The 12,510-nt window shown below is 49.9% G+C and carries 10 protein-coding genes; 3 read left to right on the forward strand and 7 right to left on the reverse strand.

What is annotated here, in order from left to right:
* Positions 1-144: 144 nt before the first annotated feature.
* From GA565_RS03825 to GA565_RS03840, 4 genes are all read right to left on the reverse strand, one after another.
* Entirely contained in the window at positions 145-1,104 is a 960-nt protein-coding gene (locus GA565_RS03825) for a TerC family protein (protein WP_304621421.1), read from the reverse strand.
* Positions 1,105-1,478: 374 nt separating this feature from the next.
* Positions 1,479-2,225, reverse strand: coding sequence for a glutamine amidotransferase (locus GA565_RS03830; protein ID WP_152197406.1), 747 nt, complete (start codon positions 2,223-2,225; stop codon positions 1,479-1,481).
* 9 nt (positions 2,226-2,234) lie between these two features.
* A complete protein-coding gene (locus GA565_RS03835; RefSeq protein ID WP_152197407.1) occupies positions 2,235-3,248 on the reverse strand; it encodes a Gfo/Idh/MocA family protein in 1,014 nt (337 codons plus the stop codon).
* Between the two features lie 70 nt (positions 3,249-3,318).
* Positions 3,319-3,825, reverse strand: a complete 507-nt coding sequence (locus tag GA565_RS03840; protein ID WP_055782601.1) for a M48 family metallopeptidase — start codon at positions 3,823-3,825, stop codon at positions 3,319-3,321.
* A gap of 171 nt (positions 3,826-3,996) precedes the next feature.
* On the opposite strand from GA565_RS03840, the gene rlmG reads away from it, so the two are divergent.
* On the forward strand, positions 3,997-5,136 hold the full coding sequence (gene rlmG, locus GA565_RS03845; RefSeq protein WP_152197408.1) for a 23S rRNA (guanine(1835)-N(2))-methyltransferase RlmG: 1,140 nt from the start codon (positions 3,997-3,999) through the stop codon (positions 5,134-5,136).
* A gap of 23 nt (positions 5,137-5,159) precedes the next feature.
* Here rlmG and GA565_RS03850 read toward each other — a convergent pair whose 3' ends face one another.
* The 3 genes from GA565_RS03850 to GA565_RS03860 form a co-directional block, all read right to left on the reverse strand.
* Complete coding sequence (locus tag GA565_RS03850) at positions 5,160-7,193, reverse strand: NADPH-dependent 2,4-dienoyl-CoA reductase (RefSeq protein ID WP_152197409.1); 2,034 nt, start codon at positions 7,191-7,193, stop codon at positions 5,160-5,162.
* A gap of 218 nt (positions 7,194-7,411) precedes the next feature.
* Positions 7,412-9,724: a beta-glucosidase BglX gene (gene bglX, locus GA565_RS03855; protein WP_152197410.1), complete on the reverse strand. Its 2,313-nt coding sequence runs from the start codon at positions 9,722-9,724 to the stop codon at positions 7,412-7,414.
* Positions 9,725-9,981: 257 nt separating this feature from the next.
* Positions 9,982-10,263, reverse strand: coding sequence for a YjcB family protein (locus tag GA565_RS03860; RefSeq protein ID WP_152197411.1), 282 nt, complete (start codon positions 10,261-10,263; stop codon positions 9,982-9,984).
* Positions 10,264-10,990: 727 nt separating this feature from the next.
* On the opposite strand from GA565_RS03860, the gene GA565_RS03865 reads away from it, so the two are divergent.
* Together GA565_RS03865 and GA565_RS03870 are read left to right on the forward strand one after the other, a co-directional pair.
* Positions 10,991-11,605, forward strand: coding sequence for a response regulator transcription factor (locus GA565_RS03865; RefSeq protein WP_152197412.1), 615 nt, complete (start codon positions 10,991-10,993; stop codon positions 11,603-11,605).
* 80 nt (positions 11,606-11,685) lie between these two features.
* Complete coding sequence (locus GA565_RS03870) at positions 11,686-12,381, forward strand: phosphatase PAP2 family protein (RefSeq protein WP_152197413.1); 696 nt, start codon at positions 11,686-11,688, stop codon at positions 12,379-12,381.
* Positions 12,382-12,510: the final 129 nt, after the last annotated feature.

Below are 12,510 nucleotides of genomic sequence, written 5' to 3' on the forward strand. Positions count from 1 at the left end.
GTTGAAGAAAGTCGTGATGGCGAAAGGCGGGGTAGTTTGAAAACACCCTTTCTACCTGCGTTGATTATTTAAGCTGCTAGCAGAAAGGGTGTTTTCAAGATTTCGTTAATCGATTATGTCAAAAGTAATTATCTTTTTAAGTATCTAAGATTTATCGTTTCTATAGTTAACCCAAGCGTTAATGATCAAGGTTAAAGCCAAAATACTGGCCACAACGCCCAGAGAGATACCCACTGGAATGTGAATAAGGTCCAGCAGCAGCATTTTTGCACCAATAAATACCAAAATCACCGCCAGGCCATACTTGAGCATTGAGAAGCGCTCTGCAACGTTAGCCAACAGGAAATACATGGCACGCAGGCCCAGGATCGCAAACAGGTTTGAAGTCAGCACAATAAACGGATCGGTGGTGACAGCAAAAATAGCCGGAATGCTGTCAACGGCAAAGATAACGTCGCTGAGTTCTACCATGATCAACACTAAAACCAACGGGGTGGCGTACAGCAGCCCGTTGCGGCGTACGAAAAATTTCTCGCCCGACAGCTCATCCGTCATGCGTAAACGCCCGCGCAGCCAGCGGATAATCGGTTTGTCGCCAATAGCGCCGTCGTCTTCTTTGGCCAGCGCCATTTTAATACCGGTAAACAGCAAGAACGCGCCAAATACGTAAAGGATCCAGCTGAACTCAGAAACCAGCCAACTGCCGGCGAAAATCATACCGGTACGCAGCACAATCGCACCCAACACGCCATACACCAATACTCGGCGCTGCAGGCTGGCAGGTACGCTGAAATAACTGAACAACATCAGCCAGACAAAGACGTTATCGACCGCCAGAGCTTTCTCGATCAGATAACCGGTTAGAAAAGCCAGCGCCTGCTTATCGGCAACTTCGCGGCCAAATTCGCCGTTGAGATACCACCAGAAACCATAGTTAAACAGCAATGACAGGCCCACCCAGAGCAGTGACCACAGCGCTGCACTTTTCATCGTCATGCTCTGCTCGCCTTTGCGCCCCTGCAGCAGCATGTCTATCGCCAGCATGACCACCACCACCACCGCGAAAGAACCCCACAACAGCGGATTTCCAACGGAATTCATCATGTTACAACCCTCTAGAAAGCAAAAAAACGGCTAACGTCAGAAGACGTTAGCCGCTCTTTGTTGAGCTGTGAGCAAACCTCGCCTTCTGGCAAGGTCTCACTCACAACCCAAAATATTCTGCGTTCTTGACACTGTAGCGGCGTTGGCTGCGTTCACTTACCCGAATCACCTACACTCGTAGGCTCATCGGAATGCGTTCACTTGCCGCCTTGCTACAGTATCTATAACAGGAATATTTAATTAGGGTTGCTCGGTAACCGGGTGAAGTGAATCACCGTATTGACGATTAGCCGACTAGGAAGTTACTCCCCTTTGCAGAGAAGAAAGTAATTCAAAATGTTTCATTCGTCAAGCGGCACGAAACATTTAGGCGACTAACCTGCTAGTGCGCGCTGCTTTCCCAGTGATGCTATGAAAGCGAGTAGCAGCCCCTGACTGAGCGGCGTTTCGCTGACGTTTTCGAGCTTCCCATAGTAATCAACGCTGTCGTCGGATGCCTGCTGGTCAAGCCATGGCAAATAAGTTCTCATCACGGCTGCGCTGAACTCTGGGTGAAACTGGGTGCTAATGGCGTTGGGACCGTAGCGCAGGATCTGATGTGGATCGTGCGCTGATTTTGCCAAAACCGTGGCGCAGGCAGGCGGCTGCAACACGGTTTGCAGATGGATCAGGTTGGCGCTGAACCGTGCAGGAAGCGCTGAAACCAGAGGATCATTGTTGGCCGCCGGCAGTAGCTCAATTTCTTCCGTACCGACTTCAATGCCCTGGGGATGAAAATCGACTTTTCCGCCCAGCGCATACGACATAAGTTGGTGCCCGTAGCAGGCACCCAACATCGGCAAATTACTCAGCATAGCCTGACGTATCCAGTCAGCGGCGTACTCGCTCCACTCAAGGTGTTCGGTCACCATGCTACGTGAACCGGTAATCACCGCTCCAGCATAGTGGCTCGGCGGAAGAGGGCGCTCACCGGCCTGCAGGTCAATAATGACTACCTGCTGACTGTCGATATTTCCCTGACGAATAAACATCTGCGGGAAATTGCCGTGCAGCGCACGAATAGGTTCAGGCGCCTGGCCGGTTTGCAAAATAAGTAGGGGTTTTTGGACACATTGACTCATGCTAATTCCTTAAATATTTTCAACAACCCGCTGGTTATCCGCAGGGAAGACTACGCCCGTCTGATGACGAATTTCAGTCAGCAGTTTGGCCGTAATACGCGACACTTCTAATCCCGGATGGCCATAAAACTTGCTGTCTACCAGGGTGGCAAAGGTTTCTGCCTCATAGAGCATAGTGTTGATGTGCTGAGGCTGCGTTAGATCCAGCGTTTGCCCACCGCGTGGCGTATAGCGCAGCGTTTGGCATTCAGATAGTTTATCGATTTGCAGTGTGCCCTCTTCGCCCTGAATTTCACTTGGTAGCAGCGAATCACTCACTTTCGAGTGGTTGATCACCACCTCAAAATCACCGTAGGTCGTGTTTTTATAGCCCATCAGCACGGTTCCCTGAGCATCCACGCCGCTCTCCAGCAGCGTCGCGCTGGCAACCACCGTGTTTGGCTCGCCAAATAGCGCCACGCTACTGGCGAGGCAGTAATAGCCGATATCCATAATGGAGCCGTTGGAGAACGCGGGATTAAAGGTATTAGGATTCTCTCCCGCCAGATAGCGCTGATAGCGCGACGAGTACTGGCAGTAGTTAAAAATGGCTTTGCGCAGCGGCCCCATTCTGCCGAGCGTACTTTTCATATGCAGGAAGTTAGGCAAATAGGCCGTTTTAAAGGCCTCAAACAGCACCACCTGATTGTCGTTGGCGCAGCGAATTGCCTGCTCCGCCTCTGCGAGAGTGGAGGACAGCGGCTTCTCGCAAATTACGTGTTTCTTATGGTTGAGAAACAGCAGAGTTTGTTCGCAGTGCAGGGAGTTGGGACTGGCAATATAAACGGCGTCAATTGCGTCAGAAGCGGCCAGGGCTTCCAGTGAATCAAAATAGTGTTCTACCGGGTAGTCGTGACCAAGTGCTTTGGCATTTTCCAGCGTGCGTGAGTAAACCGCCGTCAGCTTGAGTTTGCCACTTTCATGGGCGGCGTCGATAAAGCTTTTGGTTATCCAGTTAGTGCCCACTACGGCAAAGCGAATCATGGTTTACTCCCTTATTGGCATGAAAAATATCTGAGAAAAACATGAGTAATATGTGAGTAAACACAGATTACTAACGATACAGTTTTCCGAACAGATCGAGGTGAGTCAGGTACATGCGTGTATCAAATTCGAGCTGATGATAATCCGGCGTCATGTGACAGCACAGGCTGTAAAACGCTTTGTTATGTTCTTTTTCTTTAATGTGTGCCAGCTCGTGAACCACAATCATACGCAGAAATGCCTCCGGTGCACTTTTAAACACCGTAGCAACGCGTATTTCGGCCTTGGCTTTCAGTTTGCCGCCCTGAATGCGTGAAATGGCAGTATGCAGGCCCAACGCGTGGCGCATAACGTGAATTTTATTATCATAGGCCACTTTGCTCAGTGGAGACGAGCTGCGCAAATATTGGTTTTTCAAGTCGAGCGTATATTGATAGAGCGATTTGTCGGTGGTCAGCTCGTGAGGTTCTGGATAGCGGCTCAGCAGAACGCTGCCAAGACGATTTTGGTCGATCAACTGGCGCACCTGGGCCTGAAGATGTTCCGGATACCCTTGCAGATAGGTCAATTCTGGCATAACTGTTTGCTTTGGCTCTCTTTAATTAGGGGAAAACCTGCACGCAATCCACCCGTAAAAGGCCAGCGGGCAGCAAGGGGTGACAGATAATCCCTTTTTAACTGAAAAAACATTTTACTGATAGCGCAATTTAAGGGATAAACAGCGCAAATTGAAATTTGAGGAGGGCCAATGAGCCATTTTGAACTGGATACACTGCATCTTGAGCTGGAACGTTATCCGCTGCAGGAAGAATCCACCACGTTGCAGGCATGGGAAGCGGCGGATGAGTATTTGCTGCAAACCTTGACCACCGACACACTCAATGGCCGTCCTGTGCTTATTTTTAACGACAGTTTCGGTACTCTGACCTGTGCGCTGCAGGCGTTTTCACCGGTAAGCATCGGCGATTCGTTTATGAGCCAACTGGCGACCCAGCATAACCTGCGCCTCAACGGCCTGGATGATTCGCGGGTAACCCACCAAAGCAGCCTGGCACCTCTGCCGCAGGCACCGGGTTTAGTGGTTATCAAGGTGCCTAAAACGCTGGCCCTGCTTGAGCAACAGCTGCGCGCACTGCGTGAGGTAGTGACGCCCGATACGCAAATTATCGCCGGCGCCAAAGCGCGAGATATTCATACCTCTACGCTGCAGCTGTTTGAGAAGATCCTCGGCCCTACGCGTACCAGCCTGGCCTGGAAAAAAGCCCGTCTGATACACTGTCAGGCCGAAAGCGATATGCAGCCTGCCGAGCAGGTCACGACCGAATGGGCGTTAGACGACAGCGAAATGCGCATCACCAACCATGCCAACGTGTTTTCTCGCACGGGACTGGATATTGGCGCGCGCTTCTTTATGCAGCATTTGCCAGAGGGTATTGAAGGCCGCATGGTTGACCTCGGCTGCGGCAATGGCGTCATCGGCATCACCGCACTGGCGCTTAACCCAGATGCTGAAATGTTGTTTGTCGATGAGTCTTACATGGCCGTTGAATCGAGTCGCGCCAACGTCGAAAACAACCTGCCGCAGGATCTTGCCCGCTGCGAGTTTGAAGTGAATAACATGCTGGCCGGCGTTGAGCGTGAAACGTTGCACGCCGTATTGTGCAACCCGCCGTTCCATCAGGGCACCGTGGTCAGCGATGACACTGCATGGCGCATGTTCTGCGACGCCAAGCGCTGCCTGCAGCCGGGCGGTGAATTACGCATCGTGGGCAACCGTCATCTGGACTATTACCAGAAACTGCGCCGCCTGTTCGGCAACTGCACCACCATTGCCACTAATCAGAAGTTTGTTATCCTGCGTTCGGTAAAAACCAATGCCGGTTACTAACCCTATGATTCAGAAAATCATTATTAAATAGTCAGACCTAAACGGGTGCCCTGATCGATGGCGCGACGGGCATCCAATTCAACGGCCACATCTGCGCCGCCTATCAGATGAACAATTTTTCCACGCTGACGCAGCGGTTCCGACAGGCTCCTCTGTGACTCCTGTCCCGCACAGATAATCACGTTATCCACCGCCAGGCAGTAGGCTTCTCCCTCACGAATAATGTGCAGTCCCTCGCCGTCGATGCGCTCATAGGTCACGCCATTTTGCATATGAACGCCGCGTGCCAACAGGCTTGCTCGATGGATCCATCCGGTCGTTTTGCCTAATCCCGCGCCAACTTTGCTGCTCTTGCGTTGCAAAAGCGTAATGTCGCGTGCCGAGGGTGTGGGATGAGGGCCTTCTGCGGCTAAACCTCCGCGCGTTTTCAGGCTGGGGTCGATGCCCCATTCCTGCTGAAAAGCTTTAATATTCAGACTGGACGAGGGTTCCACGTGGCTGAGATATTCTGCGGTATCAAAACCAATGCCGCCCGCGCCGATGATGGCCACCCGTTGACCCACCGGTTTTTTATCACGCAGTACGTCAAGATAAGTGAGTACGCTCGGGTGGTCGATACCGGTAATTTTTGGCAGGCGCGGTAAAATCCCGCAAGCGAGAATGACCTCATCAAATTCCGCCAGCGTATCCGCCTCCACCTTTTCGCCCAGTTCAAGTTGCACACTGAGCAGGCTAAGCTGACGCGAGAAGTAGCGCAGAGTCTGATAAAACTCCTCTTTACCCGGAATTTGCTTGGCGATATTAAACTGCCCGCCAATTTCCTGCTGGGCATCAAACAGGGTCACACAGTGCCCGCGTTGGGCAGCGGCAGTGGCAAACGCTAACCCTGCCGGACCTGCACCCACCACGGCGAGCCGTTTAGGCCGCTCGGTGGCAACAATCGGCATGTGTGTTTCGCGGCAGGCGCGTGGATTGACCAGACACGAGGTCAACTCACCCATGAAGATCTGGTCAAGGCAGGCCTGATTACAGCCAATGCAGGTGTTAATTTCGTCGGCGCGATTTTCAGCGGCTTTTTGCACAAACTGTGGGTCGGCGAGAAACGGGCGCGCCATAGAAACCATGTCGGCGTCGCCGCGCGCGAGTATGTCCTCAGCAACCTGCGGATCGTTAATTCGGTTGGTGGTGATCAGCGGAATAGTCACTTTACCCATGAGACGATGAGTGACCCAGCTGAATCCGGCGCGAGGAACGCGGGTTGCAATGGTCGGAATGCGCGCTTCGTGCCAGCCGATCCCGGTATTAATCAGCGTTGCACCAGCGCGCTCAATCTCCACCGCCAACTGCTCAATTTCATGCCAGTCAGAACCCTGTTCCACCAGGTCCAGCATCGAGAGTCGGTAAATAATGATAAATTCGACACCACAGCGGGCACGCACGCGGCGCACGGTTTCAATCGCAAACCGCATACGATTCTCTGGGCTACCTCCCCATTGGTCCTCGCGCTGGTTGGTACGTGCGGTCAGAAACTGATTAATCAAATACCCCTCTGAGCCCATGATCTCTACGCCGTCATAGCCTGCCTGCTGCGCCAGCGCTGCACATTGCGAAAAATCTTCGAGAGTTTGTTCTATTTGTTGGTCACTCAGCGCCTGCGGTGAAAAACGGTTGATCGGTGCCTGCAGCGCTGAGGGCGCCACGGGGTTAGGCTGATAGCTGTAGCGCCCGGCGTGAAGAATTTGCAGCGCAATCTTTCCGCCGGCGTTGTGCACGGCGTCCGTCACGATTTGGTGAGGCGCAATTTGTGAAGCGTGATTAAATATCGCGCCCCCTTGATACACCACGCCCTGAACATTGGGCGCAATGCCTCCGGTCACAATCAGCGCAACCCCCGCGGCGGCTCTTTCCGCATAGAAGGCCGCCATACGCTGCGGACCGTCTTCTTTTTCCTCCAAACCGGTGTGCATTGAGCCCATCAGGACGCGGTTTTTCAACTGGGTAAAGCCGAGATCAAGTGGCGCAAGCAAATGAGGATAGGGGACGGATTGATTATTCATAACGGGCTCCATCAATAAATTCCGCCATACCCATAAATTTGGGCAATAAATTAAGTGGTCGGATGAGATGGGGTTAAATCTACCGCTTGCCGTGTGGCTTTCAAATAAAGGCTGCTGTGATTGTGATAGGGGTCATAAATAATGCGGGAAAGAGGCAGGAGTACTCGCCTCTCGGGTAGTTAACGGCCCGAGAGGCGATATTGGCTGGGTTTAGAAGATTATTGCAGCTGGAAGCTGCTTTGCTTAACGTTCTGAGAATCTAAGCCAACAAAAATGTTGAATTTACCCGGCTGTGAAGCCCATTTCAGCTGGTTGTCGAAATAGCGAAGATCTTTTTCTTCCAGGCTGAAGGTCACACGTTTTTCTTCACCGGGCTGCAGGTAAATTTTTTCAAAGCCGCGCAGCTCTTTCACCGGACGACTGATCGAAGCGGTAACGTCTTGCATATACAGTTGCACCACGGTTGCGCCCGCGACTTTGCCGGTATTTTTAACCATCACGCTGGCCTTGATGTCGCCTTTCGCCGCAAGCGTGGTGGCAGACAGGGTAATATCCGAGACGCTGAACTCGGTATAGCTCAGTCCATAGCCGAAGGGGAACAGCGGGCCGTTAGGCGTATCAAAGTAACGCGAGGTATATTTATCGGGTTTTTGAGGATTGAACGGTCTTCCGGTGTTCAACATACTGTTATAAATAGGAATTTGCCCCACATCGCGCGGGAAGGTCATCGGCAGTTTGCCGGACGGGTTGTAGTCGCCAAACAGTACGTCGGCGATGGCATGACCTCCCTCGGTGCCGCTAAACCAGGTTTCCAGCATGGCGCTGGAGATGTCGTTTTCCCAGCTTAAGGTCAACGGGCGGCCGTTCATCAGCACCAACACCAGCGGTTTTCCTGTGGCCTTTAACGCGCTGAGCAGTGCTCGCTGAGCTTCAGGAATGTTGATATCCGTTCTGCTCGAGGCTTCGCTGGACATGCCCTGTGACTCACCGACCACCGCGACGACGATGTCGGCTTTTTCGGCCGTTTTAACGGCTTCATCGATCATCTGCTGCGGCGTTCGCGGATCGTTGGTTACCGCTTTGTCATAGGAGTTCAGGAAATCATAAATGTTTTTATCGTTGGTAATATTGGATCCACGGGCATAAAGCAGGGTCGCTCTATCGCCAAGAGCATCTTGCATACCTTTAAGCACGGTAACGGACTGCTTGGCCACGCCTGCCGCCGACCAACTGCCCATCATGTCACGCTGACTGTCTGCCAGCGGCCCAATAAGCGCAATGGTGCCTTTTTTCTGCAACGGCAGAGTCTGATTCTCATTTTTTAGCAGCACTAACGAGGTACGGGCAACTTCTCGCGCCTCTTTGCGGTGTAAGCGACTTTCGGCGTTAGTATCGACAGGGTCCGATGAGACAGGGCCCAGATGGCGATACGGACTGACAAACAGGCCCATGTCCCACTTGGCCGTTAATACGTCACGCACCGCGCTGTCGATGTCCTTTTGCGATATCAGCCCATCTTTAAGTAAGCCTTTAAGATATTTGCCATACATGTTGTCGGCCATGTCCATATCAACACCGGCTTTCAGCGCCATTGCGGCCGCCTGACGGTCGTTCTCCGCTACGCCGTGTTTAACTAATCCGCCAATTGCACCGTGGTCACTGACCGTTAGCCCGTGAAATTTCCACTGGTCACGTAAAATGTCTTTTAACAGCCAGGAATTTGAGGTGGCCGGTACGCCATTCACCGAGTTGAGTGCAACCATTACCCCGCCGGCTCCGGCGTCCAGGGCTGCTTTATAGGGAGGCATATAGTCGTTAAACATCCGCGACAGACTCATATCAACGGTGTTGTATTCACGCCCGCCTTCCACCGCGCCATACAGAGCAAAATGTTTAACGTTAGCCATGACATTGTTCGGGGCTGAAGGATCACTGCCCTGATAGGCTTTGACCGTTTCATAGGCTAGGCGCGAGGTGAGATAGGTGTCTTCGCCAAAACCTTCAGAAACGCGGCCCCAGCGCGGGTCTCGGGTAATATCGACCATCGGTGAAAAGGTCATGTTCAGGCCATCAGCCGCCGTTTCTTCGGCAGAAATGCGCGCGCTCAGCGCGACGGCGCTCATGTCCCAGCTGGCAGCTAACCCCAGACTGATAGGGAATACGGTGCGTTGACCGTGCACGACGTCATAGGCATAAAAAGGCGGGATTTTCAGTCGGCTGTATTGCACCTGATCTTGCATCTGACGAATATCATGCTTGGTGACGGTGTTAAAAACGCCGCCAACCTTATCCGCACGAATATCGGCGATAATTTGTTCCCTGGGATTCTCGGGGCCCACGCTGACGAGGTTGAGCTGGCCGATTTTATCGTCCAAGGTCATTTTTTTCATCAGGTTTGAGATGAAGACATCGCGCGCCTTACCCTGTAACTGAGGTATACCCGTATCTATAGGGGCTGGCGGTGCGTTTTGAGCATAAAGCGGTGAGCTAAACAGTAAAACAACGGCGCTAATCAAGTAATGCGGTTTCATTCAAGATCCCTTATCCCAACTTCTTCTACCCGGCCAATGGCTTAAAGGGTGATGGAAAGCTTAATAATTTTTTTTGAAGTAAGGGTGAATCTAATACGGGAATTTGCGATTTAGCAATTAATAACTCTGCTAAACAACTCATTATTTAATTTCTATGGATAAAGATCGCAATTTGCTTTAAAGCATTGAGGAGAGGAATGACAGCGAGAACCGGCAGGCACTCGCTTAACGGCAGATTCCGGGCAATAGGCCCCTTATCAAGGCATTGGCCAGTTGGTTGGCGTTTTGCTCATAATATCGATGAATACGTCTTTGGACGTCATCCAGAATTGCGTAATAGCCTCAATGCTGAATGTCATGCCCATTAATCCCATCACAAACCAGCAGGTCATGGACAGTCCTAAGCCACTGCACATAAAGGCCAAGGTATTTTTACTGGTTTGACGGCATACCACGTTCATTTGGCTGGCGAGAAACATCATCAGTGCGCTTAGTAATTCCCAGCGCATCATCATGAATCCAGTAGTCAGGGTACTCATCGAATATTTTCCTTTGATGCAGTCAATTTTTACGCTCAAAACGGTTTTTGATTCAAGTAATTGACTGATTTTAAATAAGTAATAGTGTTAAGTTGTAAATCGTCAAATGTCACTAAGTGTGATGCGGATCACATTCTATCATCGGATTATGAGGTTGTGCAAAAAACAATCTGGAATATAAATCCCCCTAATTCGTATAAAAGTAATAAAAGGAGACCCCTACTCTTTTCTGAAAAGCTTTCCTTACCCGTTAAAGGGGTGAAACGCTTTGCTTTAAAAGCGTCAGAGGTATCTTGCTGTTTTTATAACACTAACGGTTACTTTCAGTGAGAGGTGAACACTCCCCCTAATTCAGTAGGTTTATTAATATAAAATTTATTACTTGCGGCCGATCTGCCATAAATTTGGGTGTTTTTCATACTTAAGCATAAATTTTTTTGGAGTTGTTTCATGTCCCTTCAAACTTACTAAGAAAAATCCTAACGCGCTTTACCATGGCTGATTGTTAGTTTTGTGTAAATAATACGCTTAACCCTGTTTTCCGCTTAAGGAGACGTAGTATTTAATTTCGCTAAAGTGCCAATATCAATACAAAAAACCTAGATAGGCCTTATTTTTGGTTTTTTTATTTTTAATTGAGATTAAGAGAATTAGGCCTATTCATGATGTGCTGCTGATTTTATATTTTCATGTGCCGTTAGGATGACTCTTTATATTTAAGGGAACTATGAAAAACTTGGTCTTAATGGAGCCGCATTCCTTTACCTGTATGGCCATCAGGGCGCTTATTCCCGAAGATGTGAAAGTCAAAGGTGCGCTAAAAGGTTTCCCTCCGTTACAGTCTATGCTTGATGCAGAAATGATCGACATACTTGTCATGGAAATTTATGACACTAATTTATTTCCAATGGATGGCATTGATTTTATCCGGCATAATTCCCAACACTGGAATAACGTCACGCTTATCGTCTGTACCGATGTTGATAATATCTTTCTTATCAGAGAGTTAATGAAGTGTAAGGCGCGCGTTCTTATTTCTAAAAAAGACGGTCTGGAATGTATAAAGCATGCCATTAATAAAGGGATGACAGGAGACTATTATTGCAGTCCTCATCTGCTTTCGGTCGTTAACTCGGATGATAATGCGTTGTCATTAACCTCAAGTGAACTAAGGGTGATGTCGCTATTGTTGAATAATAATACACCTGTTGAAATATCCGAGCATTTAGGCGTGAGTTATAAAACGGTTCAGACACATAAAAGAAACGTAATGCAAAAATTAGGTGCTAGAAACAGCTTTGGCCTTTTGAAAATAGGTTATCAGTATAAAGTTAAACTTTAATATTTAAATTATCACGTCATTTAACTGTCATCTTTCATCCATAAACTCCTGCCAACATTCTCATAACAGGAGTTTTTATCTTGCGTAATTTTGTCGCCGTTCTCGCCTTTTTAACCTTCGGGGCGGTTTTTACCGCACAAGCTGCCGACGAAGCCAAGCCTTTCATCACCGCTAAAGATGTCGATTTAAGTCAATACCTGCCCGCGCCACCCGCCGATGATTCTGATCAAACTAAAGCTGAAATAGCCGAGCTGCTGACTATTCAGGCCAAGCGCACGCCAGAACAAGAAAAAGCTGCTATTGCCGATGCACAGGAAAATGTATGGCGTTTTGCCGACGTCATGGGGCCGGGTTTTGACGCCGCCAAATTGCCGAAGCTGGCCGCATTTTTCGACCGCGTAGTTGCCACAGAAGATGTGGTTGATGACCATGCGAAAAAATACTTCCACCGATCCCGTCCTTATATGGTTTCTGATGAGCTTCACCCGTTGCTGAAAAAATCAACCTCAGGTTCATGGCCGTCAGGTCATTCAACTATTGGTTATCTGATGGCTACCGTTTTAGGTGACATGGTGCCTGAAAAGCGTAACGCACTGTTTACGCGCGCTGCGGATTATGCCGAGAATCGCCTGGTCGCTGGATTCCATTACCGTTCAGATACCGTAATGAGCCGCACCGGCGCCGCGCTCATGGCGCAAAAAATGTTTGAACAACCTGAATTTACCCGTGAGTATGACGCAGCAAAAGCTGAGCTTCAGGCTCAGATGGCAAAATAAAGAGTGCGTTTCTGCTCCTCTTTTGGCTTTGATTTTAATAAGGCAAAAGGGGAGACGGTATAAATCTTCTGCTGTTGTTTCCTAACCCCTCAACTTTGCCTACACTGGATCATCTTTTCATTCCCAGAG

Origin of the sequence: Rouxiella sp. S1S-2 (genome assembly GCF_009208105.1) — a bacterium.
Classification (GTDB): Bacteria; Pseudomonadota; Gammaproteobacteria; order Enterobacterales; family Enterobacteriaceae; genus Rouxiella.